This window comes from Massilia sp. R2A-15 (genome assembly GCF_030704305.1).
GTDB lineage: Bacteria > Pseudomonadota > Gammaproteobacteria > Burkholderiales > Burkholderiaceae_D > JAFCUW01.
The window spans coordinates 995379-1016634 of record NZ_CP131935.1; the positions used below are offsets into that span (position 1 = coordinate 995379).

General features: G+C 66.2%; 15 protein-coding genes, 1 tRNA gene and 1 other RNA gene. 13 read left to right on the top strand and 4 right to left on the bottom strand.

Annotated features, from left to right (window positions below):
* The first annotated feature begins 142 nt into the window (after nt 1-142).
* From ffs to Q4S45_RS04520, 7 genes are all read left to right on the top strand, one after another.
* An RNA gene (ffs, locus tag Q4S45_RS04490) (signal recognition particle sRNA small type) lies at nt 143-241 on the top strand.
* Between the two features lie 107 nt (nt 242-348).
* Complete coding sequence (locus Q4S45_RS04495) at nt 349-2478, top strand: DNA polymerase III subunit gamma/tau (RefSeq protein ID WP_305509547.1); 2130 nt, start codon at nt 349-351, stop codon at nt 2476-2478.
* A 43-nt stretch (nt 2479-2521) separates the two neighbouring features.
* Entirely contained in the window at nt 2522-2848 is a 327-nt protein-coding gene (locus Q4S45_RS04500) for a YbaB/EbfC family nucleoid-associated protein (RefSeq protein WP_305509549.1), read from the top strand.
* A 1-nt stretch (nt 2849) separates the two neighbouring features.
* Entirely contained in the window at nt 2850-3140 is a 291-nt protein-coding gene (locus tag Q4S45_RS04505) for a YciI family protein (protein ID WP_305509551.1), read from the top strand.
* Nucleotides 3141-3142: 2 nt separating this feature from the next.
* On the top strand, nt 3143-3733 hold the full coding sequence (gene recR, locus Q4S45_RS04510) for a recombination mediator RecR (protein ID WP_305509553.1): 591 nt from the start codon (nt 3143-3145) through the stop codon (nt 3731-3733).
* 208 nt (nt 3734-3941) lie between these two features.
* A complete protein-coding gene (locus tag Q4S45_RS04515) occupies nt 3942-5075 on the top strand; it encodes a glycosyltransferase (RefSeq protein WP_305509555.1) in 1134 nt (377 codons plus the stop codon).
* A complete protein-coding gene (locus Q4S45_RS04520) occupies nt 5062-5889 on the top strand; it encodes a polysaccharide deacetylase family protein (protein WP_305509556.1) in 828 nt (275 codons plus the stop codon). Before Q4S45_RS04515 ends, Q4S45_RS04520 begins: the two co-directional genes overlap by 14 nt.
* Here Q4S45_RS04520 and Q4S45_RS04525 read toward each other — a convergent pair.
* Nucleotides 5807-6088 carry a hypothetical protein gene (locus tag Q4S45_RS04525; RefSeq protein WP_305509558.1) on the bottom strand — a complete coding sequence of 94 codons (282 nt, stop codon included), beginning with the start codon at nt 6086-6088 and terminating at the stop codon, nt 5807-5809. The genes Q4S45_RS04520 and Q4S45_RS04525 overlap by 83 nt on opposite strands.
* A gap of 196 nt (nt 6089-6284) precedes the next feature.
* Here Q4S45_RS04525 and Q4S45_RS04530 point away from each other — a divergent pair, with 196 nt between their 5' ends.
* Nucleotides 6285-8606: a penicillin acylase family protein gene (locus tag Q4S45_RS04530; protein ID WP_305509559.1), complete on the top strand. Its 2322-nt coding sequence runs from the start codon at nt 6285-6287 to the stop codon at nt 8604-8606.
* Here the strand turns inward: Q4S45_RS04530 and Q4S45_RS04535 are convergent.
* Together Q4S45_RS04535 and Q4S45_RS04540 are read right to left on the bottom strand one after the other, a co-directional pair.
* Nucleotides 8599-10740: a bifunctional diguanylate cyclase/phosphodiesterase gene (locus tag Q4S45_RS04535; protein ID WP_305509561.1), complete on the bottom strand. Its 2142-nt coding sequence runs from the start codon at nt 10738-10740 to the stop codon at nt 8599-8601. The two genes, Q4S45_RS04530 and Q4S45_RS04535, sit on opposite strands and share 8 nt — an antisense overlap.
* A gap of 1 nt (nt 10741) precedes the next feature.
* Nucleotides 10742-13645: a response regulator gene (locus tag Q4S45_RS04540; RefSeq protein ID WP_305509563.1), complete on the bottom strand. Its 2904-nt coding sequence runs from the start codon at nt 13643-13645 to the stop codon at nt 10742-10744.
* Between the two features lie 382 nt (nt 13646-14027).
* On the opposite strand from Q4S45_RS04540, the gene Q4S45_RS04545 reads away from it, so the two are divergent.
* The 5 genes from Q4S45_RS04545 (at nt 14028) to Q4S45_RS04565 (ending at nt 18810) form a co-directional block, all read left to right on the top strand.
* A complete protein-coding gene (locus Q4S45_RS04545) occupies nt 14028-14339 on the top strand; it encodes a transposase (protein WP_305505222.1) in 312 nt (103 codons plus the stop codon).
* Nucleotides 14340-14356: 17 nt separating this feature from the next.
* Nucleotides 14357-15205, top strand: a complete 849-nt coding sequence (locus Q4S45_RS04550) for an IS3 family transposase (protein WP_305512046.1) — start codon at nt 14357-14359, stop codon at nt 15203-15205.
* Nucleotides 15206-15493: 288 nt separating this feature from the next.
* Nucleotides 15494-16630 carry an HDOD domain-containing protein gene (locus Q4S45_RS04555; RefSeq protein ID WP_305509565.1) on the top strand — a complete coding sequence of 379 codons (1137 nt, stop codon included), beginning with the start codon at nt 15494-15496 and terminating at the stop codon, nt 16628-16630.
* Entirely contained in the window at nt 16631-18664 is a 2034-nt protein-coding gene (locus Q4S45_RS04560) for a bifunctional diguanylate cyclase/phosphodiesterase (protein WP_305509567.1), read from the top strand. It begins immediately after the preceding gene.
* A 56-nt stretch (nt 18665-18720) separates the two neighbouring features.
* Nucleotides 18721-18810 (top strand) — tRNA-Ser (locus Q4S45_RS04565).
* A gap of 246 nt (nt 18811-19056) precedes the next feature.
* Here the strand turns inward: Q4S45_RS04565 and Q4S45_RS04570 are convergent.
* The gene (locus Q4S45_RS04570; protein ID WP_305509569.1) at nt 19057-20901 is read right to left on the bottom strand and encodes a bifunctional 2-polyprenyl-6-hydroxyphenol methylase/3-demethylubiquinol 3-O-methyltransferase UbiG; all 1845 of its coding nucleotides are present in this window, start codon (nt 20899-20901) and stop codon (nt 19057-19059) included.
* Nucleotides 20902-21256: the final 355 nt, after the last annotated feature.

Sequence of the window (21256 nt, forward strand, 5' to 3'; positions counted from 1 at the left end):
GGCGTCCCCGTCGCTCCGCCGGACCAGACCCCCGCTTCGTGACACGCCGCTGCACGGGGTCTGGTCCTGCGGACCTGACCCCATCTTGATTGGTGCCAGTCGAGTTTCCCCCAAACGCGGCGGGTCGGTTATAATGCAGTCTGGCGGGCCCCTGCGCATCGTGGCATGGCTAACCTGGTCAGGTCGGGAACGAAGCAGCCACGGCTATTAACCATGAGTGCCGCAGATCAGGCTCGCCTCCTTCGTTTTATCTCCCGCTGCACCCCCATTCCCTTACCGTCTTGCTACAATTGCTGCCCTCGCAGCATGATTCTTCGCTGCGCCCGCTATCTACGGTAAAATCCCAGCATGTCCTATCAAGTACTCGCCCGCAAATACCGTCCCCGCAACTTTGAAACGCTGGTTGGCCAGGAGCACGTCGTGCGCGCCTTGTCGCACGCGCTGCAAACCGGCCGCCTTCACCACGCGTATCTGTTTACCGGCACGCGCGGCGTCGGCAAGACCACGCTGTCGCGGATCCTGGCCAAGTCGCTCAACTGCACCGGCCCGGACGGCAATGGCGGCATCACCGCCACCCCCTGCGGCGTGTGCGACGCCTGCACCGCGATCGACGCCGGCCGCTTCGTCGACTATATAGAGATGGACGCGGCGTCGAACCGCGGCGTCGACGAGATGGCTCAGCTGCTGGAGCAGGCGGTGTACGCCCCATCGAACGCGCGCTTCAAGGTCTATATGATCGACGAGGTGCACATGCTGACCAACCACGCCTTCAACTCGATGCTGAAGACGCTGGAGGAACCGCCCGAGCACGTCAAGTTCATCCTGGCGACCACCGACCCGCAAAAGATTCCCGTGACCGTGCTGTCGCGCTGCCTGCAGTTCAACCTCAAGCAGATGCCGCCCGGCCATATCATCAGCCACCTCGACAATATCCTCGGCCAGGAAGACATCACCTTCGACCAGCCGGCGCTGCGCCTGCTGGCGCAGGGCGCCCACGGTTCGATGCGCGACGCGCTGTCGCTGACCGACCAGGCGATCGCGTATGCCGCCGGCCAGGTGACACTCGAAGCGGTGCAGGGCATGCTCGGCGCGCTCGACCAGTCCTACCTGGTGCGCCTGCTCGACGCGCTGCTGGCGCAGGACGGCGCCGACCTGATGGCGGTGGCCGACGAGATGGCCAGCCGCAGCCTGTCGTACAACGGCGCGCTGCAGGACCTGGGCACCTTGCTGCACCGGATCGCGCTGGCGCAGTCGGTGCCGGGCGCGGTGCCGCAGGACCTGCCGGAACTGGCCGACATCGTGCGCCTGGCCGCCGCCTTCGATCCGCAGGAAGTGCAGCTGTTCTACCAGATCGCCGTGCACGGCCGCAACGAGATCGGCCTGGCGCCGGACGAGTACGCCGGCTTCACCATGACCCTGTTGCGTATGCTCGCGTTCCGCCCCGGCAAGGGCGGGGACGAGGGCGTGGCGCCAGCCGGCCCGGCAGCGGCCCGCGCCGCGGCGGCGCCCGCGCGTCCGGCCGCGACCGCGGCGCGCGCCGCCAGCGTGGCGGTGGCAAGCCATGCCGCGGTGACGCCGCCGCCGGCAGCACCGGTTCAGCAAGCGCGTCCGCCGGCACCGCCGGCACCGCCGGCGCCAGCCGCTCCGGCCGCGCCGGCACCGGCGATGAATTCGGCGCGCGCGGCAATCAACGCCGCGCTGGAAGCGGCGCGCGCGGCCAGCGGCGGACGCGCCGGCGCGGCCAAGCGGCCGACCGCGATGTCGAACCAGGCCGCTGCGGCAGCACAGCCAGCGCCCGCCGCGCCTGAACCAGCGCCTGCTCCGCCAGCCCCCGCCGCCGCACCGTCGACGCCGCCGCCATGGGACCAGCCGCAGGCGAAAGCCGTCGCGCCGGCCGTGCAGGCCGTTAAGCAGGAACCAGAGGATGACGACGGCCCGCCATCGTGGGTCACCGAATTTTCCGACGACACCGCAGTCGCCCAGCACGCGCCCGCAGCTGCCGCAGCGCCCGCCGCGGCGCCCGTCGCCACGCGCGTTCGCGTCCCCGCGCCGCCCTACGTGATCACGCCGGTCCCCGAAATCGAATGGGACGGCAACTGGCCGGCGCTGGCCGCGACCTTGCCGCTGCGCGGCGTCGCCCAGCAACTGGCGATGCAGACCGAGCTGGTCGAGTGCAGCAGCGACGGCCACCAGAGCACGTTCCGCCTGCGCGCGCCGATCGACACGCTGCGCGCCAGCGGCAACACCGAAAAACTGTCGGCCGCGCTGCAGGACCGCTTCCCGCACACCCGCGTCGCCGTCGAGATCGACGTCGGCCAGGTCTGGTACACGGCCAGCGTCGAGTTGCAAGCCTACCGCGAGAAGTGTCTGGTCGAGGCCGAGCAGACCGTCGCCGCCGATCCGTGGGTGCAGGAGATGGCGCGCCAGCTGGGCGCCTTCGTCGTGCCCGGCTCGGTACGCCCGCCCGCGTTGAACTGATTTCCCCTTTCATTGAACAATTAGATTTTCGGAGAAGACCACCATGATGAAGAACCAGCTCGCAGGCTTGATGAAGCAGGCCCAGGCCATGCAGGACAATATGAAAAAGGCGCAGGAAGCGCTGGCGCTGGTCGAAGTGGAAGGCCAGTCGGGCGCCGGCATGGTCAAAGTCGTGATGACCTGCAAGAACGACGTCAAGCGCGTGACGATCGACCCGTCGCTGCTGGCCGACGACAAGGACATGCTCGAAGACCTGGTCGCCGCCGCGTTCAACGATGCGGTGCGCAAGGCAGAAGCGACCTCGGCCGAAAAGATGAGCGGCCTGACCGCCGGCATGGCGCTGCCGCCAGGCTTCAAGATGCCGTTCTGAGATGTTCATCATTTCGCTCAGCTACGTGGCGCCGCTCGATCAGGTTGACACCCACCTGGCGGCGCACCGCGCGTTCCTGCGCGAGCACTACGACAAGGGCGTGCTGCTGATGTCGGGACGCAAGGTGCCGCGCGACGGCGGCATCCTGATCGCCGACGCCGCCAGCCGCGCCGAGGTCGAGGCGCTGGTGCGGCGCGATCCGTTTCACGTCGCCGGCGTGGCCCGTTACGACATCACCGAGTTCGTGCCGAGCATGACCAGCGATGCGCTGGCCGCCTTGCGCCGGGACTGATCATGGCCAAGTCGCTCGATTTTCTGACCGAAGCCCTGCGCCGGCTGCCCGGCGTCGGTCCGAAGTCGGCGCAGCGCATGGCGTTTCACCTGCTGCAGCACGACCGCGAAGGCGCCGCGATGCTGTCGCGCGCGCTATACCAGGCGGTCGACACGGTGCACCACTGCGCGCTGTGCAATACGTTTTCCGAGACCGAGGTGTGCGAGCTGTGCCAGGACGACACGCGCGACCGCAGCTTGCTGTGCGTAGTGGAAACGCCGGCCGACCAGATCATGATCGAGCAGACCCTGACCTACAAGGGGCTGTACTTCGTGCTGATGGGCAGGCTGTCGCCGCTGGACGGCATCGGGCCGAAAGATATTCACCTTGAAAAGCTGATCGGACGCGCGGCCGATGGCGTCGTCACCGAAGTGGTGCTAGCCACCAACTTCACCAACGAGGGCGAGGCGACCGCGCATTACATCAGCGAGATGCTCAAGGCGCGCGGCTTGCGCGTGTCGCGCCTGGCGCGCGGCGTGCCGGTGGGCGGCGAGCTCGAATACGTCGATGCGGGCACCATCGCCCGCGCCATGCTCGACCGGCGCGCTACGTAGGTTTGTCGTACCAGCGGAGGCTGGTACCCATGCTGAGCGTGCGAGATGGCAAAACGTACTCAGTATAGGCACCTGCCTTCGCAGGTGCGACAGCAGAATATTTCCGTCCAATCGGCGTAAAATCACCCTGTTAGTATCCGTTTGAGTGTGCGCAATCGCTGGCGGCGGCGCGCTGCTATTGTTGGGCTCACCCAGGGGGCCTACCAGCATGCATCTCGTCGATATCACGATGTTCTACGCCCCCGAGGGTGGCGGCGTCAACACCTACCTGAACGCCAAATCGCGCTGGCTGGCCAGTCGCAGCCGCATCCATCACACCATCGTCAGCCCGAGCGTGCGCAGCGGCGATACGCTGCCGGCCCTGGTCTCGATCCCGTCCATGCAGGTTCCCGGCTTGAACGGCTATCGCATGCCGCGCTCGATCGGCGGCGCCGCGCGCATCCTGGCCGCGCTGCGGCCGGACCTGGTCGAGGCGGGCGACGCCGGCCCCTGCGCGTGGGCCGCATTGCGCGCCAAGGACCAGCTCGGCATTCCCGCCGTGGCGTTCTACCATTCCGACTTGCAGCGTCTGTTGGCGAACCGGTTTGGCCCGCTCGTGCTGCCTGGCGCGCGCCGCTACCTGGCCCAGCTGTACCGCCGCTTCGACATGGTGATGGCGCCGAGCCGGCTGATGGTGCAGCAGCTCGGCCAGCTGGGCATCGCCGATGCGGTGCACCAGCCGCTGGGCATCGATACCGGCGTGTTCAGCCCGCAGCGGCGCATCTCGACCTTGCGCCAGCACCTGCGGCTGGCGCCCGGCGCGCGCCTGCTGGTGTACGCAGGCCGCTTCACGCCCGAAAAGAAACTCGCGGTGTTGATCGAGGCGGTGCGCAAGCTGGGGCCGCCTTACCACCTGGTCCTGGTCGGCGGCGGCGCCACGCTGCCGGCCTTTCCGCAGCTCACCTGCATCCCGTTCCGGCGCGACCAGCGCGTGCTGGCGCGCCTGCTGGCCAGCTGCGACGTGCTGGTCCATCCGGGCGACTGCGAAACCTTCGGCCTGATCGCGCTCGAGGCGATGGCCTGCGGCCTGCCCGTGGTGGCCACCGGCGGCGGCGTGGCCGAACTGGTGGACGAGCATACCGGGCTGGTGGTGCGGCCGGACAGCGTCGACAGCCTGGCCGAGGGCATCGCCGCGATCTTCCGCCAGGACCTGGCGGCGCTGGGCGCGAACGCGCGCCGCAAGGCCAGCGAGCTGTACGACTGGAACCTGATCATGCCGCAATTGCTGAACCGCTATGCCGGACTGCTGGCCAGCGGCCAGCGCGCGGCCTTCGACGCCGAGCGTGTCTGTGCCACCGACTGAGCCCAGGGCGCTGTGCGTCTCGATCCACGACGTCGCGCCCGAGACGTGGCCGGACTGCGCCTGCCTGCAGCGCGCGATCGAGGCGGTGGCCGACATTCCGCTGACCTGGCTGGTGGTGCCGCGCTACCACGGCAGCGCGGTCGCCGCCCCGGCGATGGAGCGCACGCTCGACGCCATGCTGGCGCAGGGGCACGAACTGGCGCTGCACGGCTACACACATCTCGACAGCGCGGCGCCCGGCGGCGGCTGGCGCGGCCGCTTCCTGCGCAATGTGTACACCACCGGCGAGGGCGAGTTCGCCGCCATCGACGCGGCCGAGGCGCGCCAGCGCATCGCGCTCGGGCTGGCCTGGTTCTCCGAGCGCGGCTGGCCGGCGCACGGCTTCGTGCCGCCGGCGTGGCTGCTGAGCGGCGGCGCGTGGAACGCGGTGCGCGAGGCCGGCTTCGACTACACCACCACCTTCACGCGCTTCCATCTGCTCAAGGCCGGCGCATCGCTGTGGTCGCCCTCGCTGGTCTATACGGCGCGCAACACGGCGGGGCGGCTGGTCTCGCCGCGCATGGCCGATGCGCTGGCGGCCTGGCTGGCGGCGGCGCCGCTGGTGCGCCTGAGCCTGCATCCGGCCGACGCGCGCCACCCGGCGCTGGTGCGCCATGCGCAGCGGCTGGTGGCGCGCTTGCTGGCCGACCGGCAGCCGCTCACCAAGGCCGGCTTCGCCGCCGCGTTCGGCGCTACGGTCCCCATACGCCGCCGCCTCCCCAGTGCGACCGACCCCAGCCTCCATAAAAGCGGGTGGAGTAACCAGAGCGAATGATTTCGTCGTTGGTGTTCAGCTGCAGCAGGCAGTTGCGCCAGGCGTCGGAGTTGGTCTGGTAGCCGAGCCGAGAGCAGGCCGGGCCGTACTCGACGATGACGCGGTCCATGTCGGCCTGCATTCGCGCGGCGCGCTCCTGCGGGGTGGTGCAGCCGGCCAGCAGGAGCGTGCTGGCGGCGAGAACGATGAACGGGCGCATGTCGATTCCTTTCCGCAGAACTTGGACAGGCGCGGCAGGGCAGCGCCCTTTGATCCAGCTTAAGAGTGCGCCTCTTGAGAACACTGATCCGTATCAATCTGGCGCCGGGAACCAAATGCAGAGTCGCCGCGCCAAAAAATCCCGAAAATAGTATTTTTCTGGCACTATTTGCCCCACATCGACTCGGGGAAAATGCATGCGTGATCGTCGCTTGAAAACCCTGGCGGCGCGGATCCTGTTCGCGCTGCTGGCGCTGCTCGCATTGGCGCTGCTGGCAGGCTGGCTGTACCTGCGCGCCAGCCTGCCCCAGCTTGACGGCACCCGCCGCGTGGGCGGACTGGCGGGCGCCGTTACGGTCGCGCGCGACGAGCGCGGCGTGCCGCTGCTGCAGGGCGCCGACCGGCTCGACCTGGCCTACGCCACCGGCTTCATTCACGCCCAGGACCGGTTTTTCCAGATGGACCTGCTGCGCCGCGTCGGCGCCGGCGAGCTGGCCGAACTGTTCGGCGAAAAGGCGCTGCCGGCCGACCGCGCGCATCGCCTGCATCGTTTTCGCGCGCGCGCCGCGCAAGTGCTGGCGGCGATGCCCGCTGCCGAACGCCGGCTGCTCGACCGCTACGTCGCCGGCGTCAACGATGGCGTCAACGCGCTCGGCGCGCGGCCGTTCGAATATGTGCTGACCGGGACTTCGCCTCGCGCGTGGACCGCCGCCGATTCGCTGCTGGTGGTGTGGGCCATGTTCTTCGACCTGCAGGGCAGCCAGGAGACGCGGGCACTGGCGCGCGGGTGGATCGCCGAGCACAGCGACGCGGCGCAACGCGCCTTCCTGCTGCCGGAATCGACGCGATGGGACGCGCCGCTCGACGGGGCTGCGGGCGGCGCGCCGGAAGCGCCGATCCCGCCGTCCGCGCCCGCTTGGTGGGGCGGGCACGGCTCGGGCGCGTTGAAGGTATATGCCTTGAACGAATTCGCCGATTCGGTCGGCAGCAACAACTGGGCGGTCGCAGGCAGCCGCACGCGCGACGGCGCCGCCATCGTGAGCGACGACATGCATCTGGGGATGCAACTGCCGACCACGTGGTATCGGCTGGCGCTGCAGTTCCCCGATGGCCGCGGCGGATCCCGGCGCATGGCGGGCGTCACCTTGCCGGGGGCGCCGCTGCTGATCGTCGGCAGCAACGGCCACGTCGCATGGGGCTACACCAACAGCAACGGCAAGTACCTCGACCTGGTCCCGCTGGATGCGGACGCTGCGCTGACCAGTCACGAGGAGACCATCCTGGTCAAGGGCCGTCCGGCATACAGGATGGTGGTGCGCGACAGCGCGTTCGGGCCTGTGCGGCAGGTCGGCGAGCGCGCTTACGCGGTCCACTGGATCGCGCACGATCCGGCCGCGGTGAACCTGCGGCAGATCGAACTGGAGCGCGCCGACACGGTGGCGGACGCACTGACGATCGCGGCCACGATTGGCATCCCGGCCCAGAATTTCGTCGCCGGCGACGACAAGGGCAGCATCGGCTGGACCATCACGGGCGCGCTGCCCAGGCAGGGCGCGACGGGCTGGAACGGGGTGCTGGCGCCGGCCGATTATCCGAAAGTGATCAATCCGGCCGGCGGCCAGTTATGGACTGCGAACTCGCGCCAGTTGATGGGCGCCGGCGCGGAACTGATCGGCGACGGCGGGTTCGACCTGGGCGCGCGAACCCGCCAGGTGCGCGACGACCTGCTGGCGCTGGGCCCGAAGACCGACCTGAAAAGCGTGTATGCGATCACGATGGACGACCGGGCGATATTCATGCAGTCATGGCGCGATCGCGCGATGGCCGCGCTGGACGGCGCGGCGCTGAAGGACCGGCCGCAGCGCGCCGAATTCCTGCGTTTGCTGAAGGACGGCTGGAGCGGGCGCGCCAGCGTGGATTCGGCCGGCTACCGGCTGGCGCGCGCGTTCATGTGGGGACTGCAGGACATGCTGTTCGGCGTCGCCGCCACGGAGATGGCCGCGCTCGACGAGAAGGCCACCATGCATTCGGCGAGCACGCGCTGGCCGGCGGTACTGGCGCGCCTGCTCGATGCGAAGCCGGAGGGCTGGCTACCGGCCGGCTATTCGAACTGGCAGGACGTGCAGCTGGCCGCGATCGACCAGGTGATCCTGGAACTGACCAAGGACGGCAAGCCGCTGGCGGCGGCGACCTGGGGCGCGCGCAATACCGCCGCCATCGCCCATCCGATCAGCATGGCGGTGCCGGCGCTGCGGCCCTGGCTGTCGGCGCCGCCCGACATGCTGGCCGGCGACGCCAACATGCCGCGCGTGGCGGGCGCCAGATTCGGCCAGTCGGAGCGGATGACGGTGGCGCCGGGGCGCGAGGAGCAGGGAGTCTTCAACATGCCGGGCGGGCAGAGCGGGCATCCGCTGTCGCCGTTTTTCCTGCGCGGGCACGCAGACTGGGTGGCGGGGAGGCCCGGCCCGCTGCTGCCCGGGCCGGCCATCCACACGCTGCGCTTCGAGAAGCCTATTTAGCCGGCGCCGGATCGACCACCGGATGCAGCAGCAGCTGGGTGATGGCGTCGTGCGGCAGCGGGTGGCCCAGGTAGAAGCCCTGCACCATGTCGCAGCCGTACTGCTGGAGCATCACCAGCTGCTCGTCGGTCTCGACGCCTTCGGCCACCACCACCATCTTCAGGCCATGCGCCATCGCGATGATGGCGCGCGTGATGGCGGCGTTCTCGGAGTCCTGCGGCAGGCCGCTGATGAAGCTCTTGTCGATCTTGAGCGCGCGCACGTCGAAGCGCTTGAGGTAGTTCATCGACGAATAGCCGGTGCCGAAGTCGTCGATCGACAGGTAGACGCCGATGCCGCGCAGCTGCTCGAGCGTCGACATGGTGGCGCGCGCGTCGTCCATCAGCGTGCCCTCGGTCAGCTCGAGCTCGAGCAGCTTCGGATCGAGCCCGGTCTCGTGCAGCGCCGACACCACGATCTGGGTCAGGTTCTCGTCCTTGAACTGCTTGGCCGACAGGTTCACCGCCATGCGCAGCGAGCGCTTGGCGAGGCGCTGCCACGCGCGCGCCTGGTTGCAGGCGGTGCGGATCACCCATTCGCCGATCGGCACGATCAGCCCGGTCTCCTCGGCCAGCGGGATGAATTCGGTCGGCGAGATGATGCCGCGCTCGGGATGGCGCCAGCGCACCAGCGCCTCGACGCCGACGATCTGGCCGCTGCGCACCTCGATCTGCGGCTGGTACAGCAGGTACAGTTCCTGGTTCTTGAGCGCCTTGCGCAGGCCCACTTCGAGCTTCACATGGCTCATGATCTGCATCGTCAGCGAGGACGAGTACAGCTTGGCGTTGTTCTTGCCGCAGTTCTTCGCATGGTACATCGCGGTGTCGGCGAATTTGAGCAGTGAATTGCAGTCGTCGCCGTCTTCCGGGAACAGCGAGATGCCGATGCTGGCGGTGACGAAGATCTCGTTGCCTTCAATGAGGAAGGGACGGCGCATCGCTTCCTTGACGCGCTGCGCCACGTTCATCGCGTGGTCGACGCGTTCCAGGTCGGGGATCAGGATGGTGAACTCGTCGCCGCCCAGGCGCGCCAGGTTGTGCGACTGGTCGCCGCGCGAGGACTGGTCGCCGCGCGAGACCAGGTCGCTCGGGCGGATGGTCTCGCGCAGCCGCTCGGAGACCACCTTCAGCAGGTTGTCGCCGACGTTGTGGCCGAGCGTGTCGTTGATGCGCTTGAAGGCGTCGAGATCCATGAACAGCACGGCGAACTTCTTGTTGCCGGCTTTCGAGCGGTGCAGTTCGCGTTCCAGCGTTTCAAGGAAAGCCTGGCGGTTCGGGATGCCGGTCAGGCTGTCGCAATAGGCCAGCCGGCGGATCTGTTCCTCGGTGCGTTTGCGCTCGCTGATGTCGCGCACCAGTCCCAGCACCTCGCTCGCGCCGGTGGCCACCAGGCGCGCTTCGAAGTGATGCACGGCGCCGAAGCGCACCAGCTCGTAGTCGACCGAGCGGATATGCTGGGTGTCGAGCACGGCGCGCATCTGTTCGAGCAGCCGCTCGGCGATCTCGCGCGGCAGCACTTCGGTGATGTGCTTGCCGATGCAGGTCTCGGTGGGGAAGGGCGCGCTGGCGTCGCGGCCATGGCGCTCGTGGCCAGGCTCGTAATCGAGGTAGAAGCCGTCGCGGTTGAGGCGGAAGAAGGTGTCGGGGATCGCCGCCAGCACCGCGCGGTTGTGGGCGTCGGCCATGCGCAGGCGCACGATGGCGTCGGAGGCGCGCAGCACGTACAGCACGCGGTGGCCGAGGATCGGCCAGTTGATCGGCTTGGAGACGAAATCGGTGGCGCCCACTTCGTAGGCGTGGGTGACCGCCTCGATGTCGTCGCCGCCGGTGACCATGATGATCGGCACCGGCGCGCCCGTTTCGATGCGGCGGATCTCGCGGCAGGCCGAGAAGCCGTCCATGTTGGGCATCTCGACGTCGAGCAGGATCAGGTCCGGCGCCATGCCCTGGAAGGTGGCGACGGCCTGCTCGCCATCCTCCGCTTCGATGCCGTCCAGGCCGACCTGGCCCAGCATTTCCAGCATCAACAGGCGCATCACCGGGTCGTCGTCTGCGACCAGGACCACGCCGCGCTTGGTGGGATTGGGGGAAGCCATGTCAAGTTTCCTTCTCTAGGATGGCACTGAGCGAATGCCGGACTGCCTGGAATTCATGCTCCATGTCGGTGAGGATGCCGGCCGCGCCTTCGGTGCTGTCGTTGCGGCCGAGGATCTCCAGGTCCTTGCACATCTGCGCCAGCGTTTCGGCGCCGACGTTGGCACTGCTCGACTTCAGGCTGTGCGCGACCTTGCGCACGCTGGTCGTATCGAGGCCGGCGATGGCCTGGCGCAGCTTGTCGAGGTGTTGCGGCGTGTCGTCCACGTAGGCGTTGATGACGCGCTGGACCAGCGCGCCGCCGCGGTCGGCCGACAGCGCGCGGATGTTCTCCAGCGCGTGCAGGTTGATCACGTCGCGGGCGATCTGCTCGCGCGCCGCGGCAGGCAGCACCGGGCGCTCGTCGTCGTGGTGGACCATGGCCACCAGCGGCTCGGACGCGCGCGGCGCCTCCCGCGGCTCCGGCTCATACGGCGCCTCCTGCGGCGCTGCGCCGGCCAGCGGCAGCGCGATCCAGCGCCCGAGCAGGGCGGCCAGCTGCTGCTGCGTGAACGGCTTGCTCAGGTAATCGTCCATGCCGGCGGCCAGGCAGGACTCGCGGTCGCCCTGCAGCGCATTGGCGGTGATGGCGATCACCGGCAGCTTGCGCGCGCGCCCGCCTTCGCGCTCGTGGCGGCGGATCTCCTTGGTCGCGGCAAAGCCGTCCATCACCGGCATCTGGCAGTCCATCAGCACGATGTCGTACTGGCCGCCCTCGCGCACCGCCTGCAGCGCTTCCTCGCCGTTGCGCGCGCAGCTCACGGCCAGGCCCAGGCTGTCGAGCATTGCGGTCGCCACTTCGACGTTCACCGGATTGTCCTCGGCCAGCAGCACCTTGCGCTGCCGCGCCGCGCCGGGGTCGGCGGCGGGAGCGCGCACCGGCGCCGGCGCCTCTGTCGGCACGGGCGCGGCGATGGGCTTGCGGCGGCGCGCGGCGATGCATTCGAACAGGTCGCCGGCGCGCACCGGCTTGATCAGCTGGTAGGCGACGCCGGCCTCGCGCCGCTGCACCGGATCGGCCGCCAGGCGCTCTTCGCTCAGCAGCAGGATGCGGGTGGCGCGGCTGGCCGGATCGGCCTTGATCTGCGCCGCCAGCGACAGGCCGCTGGTGCGCTCGAGCTCCATGTCGAGGATGGCGACGTCGTAGGGCTGGCCGGCGCGCGCGGCCGACAGCAGCCGCTCGGAAGCCTGCAGGGCCGATGCGACGCTGTCGCAGTCCAGGTTCCACGCGAGGATCTGGCGCTCCAGTTCTTCCCGGCTGGACGGATGTTCGTCGACGATCAGCACGCGTTGTCCCTCGATGGCGGTCAGTGAGAATCCGGGCTCGTCGGGGGCGACGCGCCGCTTGTCGAAACTTACCGTGAACCAGAAGATCGAGCCTTGCGTTGAAGCATTGTCCACACCAATCTTGCCGCCCATCAGTTCGACCAGCTGTTTCGAGATCGCCAGGCCCAGGCCGGTGCCGCCGTACTTGCGCGTGGTCGAGCCGTCGGCCTGCGAGAAGGCCTCGAAGATGCGGCCGCGCGCCTCGCGCGAGACGCCGATGCCGGTGTCGTGCACCTCGAAGCGCAGCGCCACGGCCTGGGCGTCCTCCTGGTTGACCTGCACGCGCGCCATGATGCGGCCCTGGTCGGTGAACTTGAGGGCGTTGCCGAGCAGGTTGGCCATGATCTGGCGCAGCCGGTTCGGGTCGCCGCAGATCGACACCGGAATGTTGCTGGCAATATCGAAGTCGAGGGCGATGCCCTTGCCCTGGGCTTGCGGCGTGTACACGTTGTTGATGTCGTCGAGCAGGTCCCACAGGTTGAAATTGATGTACTCGACCGACAGCTTGCCCGCCTCGATCTTGGAAAAGTCGAGGATGTCGTTGATGATCACCAGCAGGTGCTCGCCAGAACTCTTGACCAGCTTGGTGTACTTGCGCTGGGTCTCGGACAGGCTGGTGCCCAGCAGCATTTCGGTCATGCCCAGCACGCCGTTCATCGGCGTGCGGATCTCGTGGCTCATGGTAGCGAGGAAGGCGCTCTTCGCGCGGCTGGCGGCCTCGGCTGCGTTCTTGGCCTTCTCCAGCTGCTCGGTGCGCACGCTGACCTGGCGTTCGAGTTCGTCGCGATGGTGGGTGAGGGCGGCGCCGCGGCCTTCGATCTGGGCCAGCATGTCGTTGAAGCTGTCGATCAGGGTGCCCAGCTCGTCGGTGCGCTCGTGCGCGATGCGCAAGGTGTAGTTCTGGCTGGCCGACACTTTCTGCGCCGCGTTGATGAGCTTGGTGACGGGATCGGCGATGCTGCTCTTGAAGCGGCTGGCGAGCATCATCGCCACCAGCAGCGAGGCGCCCATCGCGGCGGCGATCACGCCCAGGCTCTTGAAGATGTCGAGCCACATATTGGTCAGGTCCGCTTCGATCATCACCACGCCGACCTGGTGGCTGTTGCCCGTCACCTCGCGGTACAGGCGCATGCGCGTGCTCCAGAACGAGCGGCCTTGGGCGTTGGCCTCGGCCAGCGCGTCCTCGCCGGGACCGACCGGATCGACGTTGGCGAACACCTCCTCGGCGCGGCCGGGCGCGACGTAGCGCGCGAACACCTTGCCGTTGCGGTCGAACAGGGTCGCGTTCGAGATTTCCTCTTTCGCCTTCAGGGCCGACAGCGTGTTCTGGGCGCCGTTGCGGTCGTTGAAGACGAGCGCGTCCACGCTGTTGGCGCCGATCACGCCGGCGAACGACGACAGCTGCATGCCCTCGTCCTTGCGGTGGTTCAGCACCGACGTCACCGCGAAAGCGAGGAACACCGACAGCAAGGCGGTGCCCGTCGACAGGAACGAGATGATCGTCAGTTTCTGGTTGAGGCTGGAACGCTCGAAGTTCAGCATGGCTAACCCGGCGGCGGAACACGGTTGAAAAGCGAAAGGACGACGCGCTGCACGGAAGAATGCAAATTCCGATTGGAAAAATATACGAGGAAAGATCCGGCGCGCGCTTGATGTGTCGCAAAAGAGGCCGGGCCGCTGGGAAACAGATAGGATTTCACTGCGGAAAAACGAATGGAGCGCAGCGGGATGCGGCGCGCTCATGCATACGGCGGCCGCAAGGGAAATGGGGCGCGTCCTCGTCGATCCGTTGGCCCAGCCTCCGACTGGTTGGCTGCAGCGGCCGCGCTTGTCCGGCGCCGCGTCACGAAGTGGCGGGGTCTGGTCCTGCGGACCTGAGATGTACCGAGTTTGGTGGACATCCAAATAGGGGACAATACGTTCCATGGATACCAAACTCGTAAAATCATCTGAAAACCAGGTCTTTAGCCCGGAGTTCAAGCTCCAAGCGGTTGAACGTCTGAAGCAATGCGATAACGCCGCGGCGCTGGCGCGAGAGCTCGGCGTGCGTCGAAATCAGCTTTATAAATGGGCGAAGCGGGTCGACTTGGTCGGCCCGGACTTGGCGTTTCGACCGCCTGGGCGCCCGCCAGCTGGCGAGGAAGACGAGCTGACTCGGCTTCGCAAGGAGAATCTTCGCCTGGCACTGGAGCTCGAAATTCTAAAAAAAGCCGAGGCGTACTTCATGCGCCGATAGCGCTGAGGTACGCCTTCATTCGCGAGCATGCCGAGATGTATCCGGTCGGGCTGATGTGCCGCTTACTTGGCGTAAGCCGAAGCGGCTACCATGCCTCGCGCTGTCGCCCTATGAGCCCGCGCGATAGCGCGGACATCGCCTTGATTGCGAGGCTTCACGAGATCGACGCGGAACACCGGCGCGCTGCAGGCGTCATCAAGATGTGGCGGGTGCTACGCGCGGAAAAAAATCCATGCGGGCGAAATCGAGTGGCACGTCTACGACGTTGCGCCGGCATTCAGACGCTTCGAACCCAACGACTGCAAAGCAAACCAGCACCGCAACAAAAAGAACCGCCAGCCCCGAATCTGGTGAACCGGAAATTCAAGGTCGCCGTTCCAAACCGCGTGTGGGTGGGCGACATGACGCAAATCACCACGCGGACGGGGATAAGCCATCTGTCGATATTCCTGGATTTGTCCACGCACGCTGTCATTGGCTGGGCGATGGGAACGAGCCAGACCGCCGCCCTGGCCGTGCAGACGATCGAAGCGGCCATGGAGCGATATCGCCCGCCGCCAGGGCTCGTTTGCCACACGGATCAGGGATCGCCTTACGGCTCGAAGAAGTTTCGCGACTACCTCGAGTCGAAGGGCGCAATTGCGAGCATGAGCCGCAAAGGGAACTGTCACGATAACGCGGTTGCGGAGAGCTTCTTCTCGAACCTGAAGAACGAGTTGACGCATCACTTCGTGTATGAAGATCACGCTGCCGCAGTTGCCGCCGTCAAAGATCATATTGAGGTGTACTACAATACAATCCGACTTCATCAATCGCTCGGCTACAAAACGCCGGCGCAGGTCCAGGCGCAGCACATGTGTTGCTAATTAACCTGTCCACCAAACCGGTGCATCTCAGACCTGACCCCATTTTTGTCGGCGCCAGCAAATCAGTCCGATCGCCGATGTGGTACGCGTCCGCGTCCAAAACGGGGTCAGGTCCGCAGGACCAGACCCCAGGAGCAGCGAGCGCCGCCGACGTGGTTTTTTGACCTGATTGCGCGCTCGCGGAGTAATAAAATGTTGCTTTCCGTCAATTGCTGAACTAGTATTGGCGGTATTCCTACCTTCTTTCAAACCACCGTGTTGCAAACCCTCCCGTTCCCGTTGGTTGACATGCAAGCTGCTGCCAATGCGGGCAACCAATGGGTTGCATTGACCTTGCGCATCGACGCCAGCCAGGCGGAAGATGACGAGGCCGCCGCCTGGCACGCCGTGTTCGCCTCCGGCGACCTGCTGTCGGCAATGGCCCCGCTCGACTGCCTGCTGCTGATATCGACGCCAACCCTGCTCACCCCGGCGCTGCTGGCCCTGATGCCGTCCACCCGCGTGATGTTCGCGATCGACGCCGCGGCGATGGCCGGCCAGGCCGAGCGCCAGGCCGCCGCGGCGCTGCAGCAGCAGGGCTACCGGGTCCTGCTCGACGGCGCCGACCGCGACGGCGTGACAGATGCGCCAACGCTGCGCGCCATCTCCCTCGATTGCAGCGCCGCGGCGCCGGCCCCCGGCACGCTGGCGCCGCTGTTCGGCCCGCACCTGGCGCGCGGCGTCGACAGTGCCGAGCGCCGCGACGAATGCGCGCGCGCCGGCTTCAGCTGGTTTTGCGGCGACTACCCGATCCGTCCGCCGCAATCGGACGAGCAGGACGACGGCAGTTCGCGCAAGCGCCTGCTGAACCTGCTGGGCTTGCTGGCGGACGACGCCGACACGCGCGAGGTCGAAGCGCTGCTCAAGCAAGACCCGACACTGTCCTACCATCTGCTCAAGCTGGTCAATTCCGCCGCCTTCGCCCCCAGCACCCCGATCAGCAGTTTCAGCCAGGCCATCGGCCTGCTGGGCCGGCGCCAGCTGCAACGCTGGCTGCAATTGCTGCTGTACGTGCGCCAGCGGGCGGACGGTCTGCCCAATCCCTTGCTCCCGGTGGCCGCCTTGCGCGCGGCCCAGATGGAGTCGCTGTGCAAGCAGCGCGGCGGCGACCGCGAAACGCAGGACCTGGCGTTCATGGTGGGCGTGTTCTCGCTGCTCGACGTATTGCTCGGCATTTCGATGCAAGAGATCGCCGACGCCCTGCGCCTGGCGCCCGATCCGGCCGCGGCGCTGATTGCGCGCGACGGCTCGATGGGCCGCCTGCTGGCGCTGGTCGAGGCGCCATCGCGCGACGCGCTGCTGGCCGCCGGGGTCACGCCGGCGCACTGGTGGCAGAGCCAATTGCACGCCTACCACTGGGCGATCCAGGTCAGCAGGAACCTATAGATGCGCGCGCAGCCAGTGTCCGATTTCATCACCAGCAGCGACGCCTTGTGCGACGCGGTGATGCGGCTGCGCGGCAAGGTATTGCACGAAGAACTGGGCCGCATCGCGCGCACCCTGCTGGGCTGCCCGTACGGCGTGTTCGAGGCAGGCGACGGCGAGCACGAATCGTTTGCGCCGATCGGCGAACAGTTGCGCCAGGAAGTCGCGAGCGACGGCCACCGCTTCGGCAGCTACCGCGTGTTCGGCCGGCTCGGCTACAACGCGGAAGACCGCCATCACCTCGCCAGCCTGGCGCGGCTGACGGCCAGCCTGATGCAGGTGCATTCGCTGGCGCAGCGCTCGACGCACGCCTTCGTGCAGGTGGAGGCGCAGCTTGCGCACCAGCTGCAGGTGCTCGACCAGATTCAGGAGTCGGTGCTCACGCTCGACCGGACCGGCTACATCACCAGCTGGAACAAGGGCGCCGAGCGGCTGTTCGGCTACAGCGCGGTGGAAGCGATCGGCAATCACATCCTGTTCCTGTATGTGGACGAGGACGAAAATTTTCACGACAGCTTTGCCGAGCAGGGCGGGCGCCTGATGGAAGTGCGGCGCCGCAAGAAATCCGGCGAAGTGTTCTGGGCCAGCATGACCCTGACGCCGCTGGTGGACCTCGACGAGCGCCCGATCGGCCTGATCGCCTACCTGAGCGACATCACCGAGCGCAAGCAGGCAGAGGAACGCCTGCACCATTTGGCCTATTACGACGCGCTGACCGGCCTGCCGAACCGCACGCTGCTGACCAAGCTGCTGGACCAGGCGCTGATGGTGGCGCAGCGCAACGAGGCGACCGGCTGCGTGCTGTTCATCGACCTCGACCGCTTCAAGTGGATCAACGACACGCTCGGGCGGCGCATCGGCGACGAACTGCTGCGGCAGGTGTCGCTGCGTTTCCGCGACGCGCTGCGCGAGGAAGACATCGTGGCGCGGCTGTCGGGCGACGAATTCGTCGTCGGCCTGTTCGACATCCGCCAGCATTTCGAGGCGACCACGGTGGCGCAGAAGCTGCAGGCGTCGCTCGGGAGGCCGTTCCTGATCGAAGGACACGACCTGCGCGTGGGCGCCAGCGTTGGCATCAGCGTGTATCCGCAGGACGGCGGCGATGCCGAAACCCTGCTGCGGCTGGCCGACATCGCGATGGCGCGCGCCAAGCAGGGCCATCACGATAATCCCGAGGACAGCGTGGCGTTTTACAGCCTCGACATGAACCAAGGCATGCATGAGCGCATGCGGATCGAGTCGGGCCTGCGCCATGCGCTGGGGCACGGCGAACTGCTGCTGCACTTCCAGCCGAAGTTCCAGATCGACGGCCATCGCATCATCGGCGCCGAGGCGCTGGTGCGCTGGATGCATCCGGAGCGCGGCCTGGTGCCGCCGGCCGAGTTCATTCCGCTGGCCGAAACGACCGGCCTGATCGTGCAGGTGGGCGAGTGGGTGCTGGAAGCGGCGTGCGCGCAGGCGGCGATCTGGCAGAGGGCGGGGCTGCCGCCGCTGCGGATTGCGATCAATGTGTCGGCGCGCGAATTTACCGCAACCTTGCCGGGGCGGCTGGCGGCGACCTTGAGGCGCTATGAGCTGGCGCCAAGCTGGTTGGAGCTGGAAATTACCGAGAGCGCGCTGATGCACGACATCGAGCGCGTGATCGACATCATGGGCGAGATCAACGCGCTGGGCGTGACCTTGTCGCTGGACGATTTCGGCACCGGCTATTCGAGCCTGTCGTACCTGAAGCGCTTTCCGATTCACACGCTGAAGATCGACCGCTCGTTCACCACCGGTGTGCCGAATGACGCCAGCGATTGCGCGATTGCCACCACCATCATCGGCATGGCCCAGAAGCTGGGGCACCAGGTGATTGCGGAAGGGGTGGAGACGGTCGAGCAGCTGGAATTCCTGCGCGCATCGGGTTGTGATGAAGTGCAGGGGTATCTGTTCTCGCGGCCGCTGGCGGCGGGGGCGTTCGAGACGGCGCTGCGGGAGAACTGGCTGCTGTGATGGCGGGCCCTGCGCTACCGGCGGGGAGGTGATTTATGTATAATGCGGGTCTTGCAGGAAGCGTGGCCGAGCGGTTGAAGGCACCAGTCTTGAAAACTGGCGACGGGGGAACCTGTTCGTGAGTTCGAATCTCACCGCTTCCGCCAAGAAATAAATGAGCCCCGAATGGGGCTTTTTTATTTTTTGGCGGAAGCGAGTGAGCCACCTGCGTGGCTCACGGGTGAGATTCGAAGGCCATCCGCGTACTCGCGGTGGAGCGGCCTGCCGAAGGTAGGCGAATCTCACCGCTTCCGCCAGCAGCATATCGGTGCTCCCTGACGGGAGCTTTTTTTCGCCTCTTCATCGGGATAATGTGCGCGGATGTCCTCCACTGTTCACGAGGAGAGTACCGATCAAACCTGCTCGATGATGCTGGCCCTGGGGCCTCTCAGCGTGGCCGTCGGTGTAGGCTCCCATGGCCGCAGTCCCTGATCTTTGGAGAGACGGATGCGGTGCATCTTCATCGCATCGATGATATCCGCCGGCGCCGGGTGTTCTATCAGGAGGGGCAGAGTTTGTGCGGCTTCAAGATAAAAGCAATGTTTGGAGGTTTGACCGTCGGCTAAGAATGCGTCTTCCCACCAGTTGGTGATGTAATCACTCGCGCGCTCAAGTGCACCCTGCGTAATGAGGCGGTTCGACTTTTGATTGTTGATTTGTTTTGACGCGGGCATCAGGTTCCATGCGTCGCCACAAGGCCAGGCTGCAAACGGAAAGCAGTGGTCAATATCGAAGTCGTCACGCAATCGCTGGCCGGACCACACGCAGTAGACAGCCTTCCCCGCCGAACGGAGACGCACAACGGCTTCGCGCGCGATTCGGGTGTCGCGCTCAGGATCTGACCATGCCAACTTTGTTTGGGCTAGTTGACGTGCGTTCGGCTGGCCGCTCCCCGCATAGACTTCTATCAGCCTGACCCACTCAGATATGAGGACTGGTTCAATCCAAACGTTGTAGCGAGTGAGGGCCAGCCAGATCTGGGGAGGCACGCGTAGTTCGCCGAAGCTCCAGAGGAAGGGCGCGTCAATCGAGAGCGGCGATGGGGTAGTGGTGCGTCGGCCAGATTGAATTTCGAATATGGGCTGGTCACTCGCCGGCCAGCGCAAATAGGTGGCCGGCATCCGGCGAATTAATTGCGAGATCTCGGAAAGACTGCGTTGGAGATGCTTCGCCGTGTCGCCACTGAAGGTTGCCCCCACACGCAGTTCGAAGGGATTGATGATCCGTAGGGCGTTGAAGCTGTCCGTGACAAAGCCAGGTCGTGTGCCTAAGCGCGTACGCGGCATCTGCGGCAGATCGCTTTCGATCAGGGGCTTGTACATGCGCATCCAGAACAGTGCGACCATGCCCATGGGGACGGCGACGAAATCGGATTCGTGGCGTGCCGTACCGTTCGCAGTGTCCGCGATCCGAGCCAGTATGCGTAATAGGGCGATTTTATATGTGGAAGATTTGTCGTCCACCAGAACCAGGTTGCGGAGAAGAGGCAAGGCGCCGAGTCCGTCGTCAGGCAGCCCAAGGACCGCAGTGGTCCAAGAAATGCCGACGCGGCCCAATCGATCGGCGCTTTCGCTCGCGTGAACCACTCTGAGTCCGAACTGCTGCGAGAGTGACGATAGTTCCTGCAGCGAGACTTCGTGCATCTCGCGTTCGCGATCAGGCGCACCAAGTCTGAGAGTGATGGCAATGCGGCCGCCAGGCGCCAACATCGTGGCGAGCTTTCTCAGGGCTCGCGCACGAGACGCCGGAGGAATGTGCATCCATACCGCGGACAGGAGAATGAGGTCGAAGGTCAGTCCAAGGCGCCGTACCTGGGAGAGCTCGGGAAGGCTGTCAGACAACCAGTGAATTTGGGATGACGGGTGCAACGTCCGTCCCCTTTGCAGCATTGCGTCGGACGGTTCGACCGCAACGACATCGTATCCATTGGCCGCAAACCAGGCAGCGTCGCGACCGGAGCCGGCGCCAATGTCCAGAATAGTGGCGCCAGGCTGGGGCAGCAGATTGAGTAGCGCCGCATGCACGTCCTCGAACGCCAACGATTCATATTGAGTCACCAGTGCTGGTGCGTTCTGATCGTAGTAGGGGATCGGCGTCATTCGACTATGTTGCCATTTTTCTGTCTTTATTGAAACATTCGTTTCGCTATCTGGTGCAACAGCACGCGGATGTCGGTGATCGGCGCCGGCTTCACGCACGATGCTACATCGCTCTCAGCCGGGAAAAGCGTTACATGATTCTGTCCCGAGCACGCAAATTCATCCCACGCGGCTTTGACAGTATCAAGTAAAAGCAGAGTCGCCAACGTAATGCGGGATAGGCTGGCGCCGGAGAACGTGCTCCGCGCAAGGCTAACTTTAATTGGACGCATTTATCGATTTAACTACGGCGCGACACCCCCATGGGCGCTATTTTCCGGTTGAACGGAGTGAGCATCGACCTGGACGCTTACACGCGGCCCGCGCATAACCCTGCAAGGCGCTCTCGATCAACCCCCCGACGAAGCGCTGCTTAGCATCTTCGCGACGCTCGTCGAAGGAGTTGGCGCTCCGG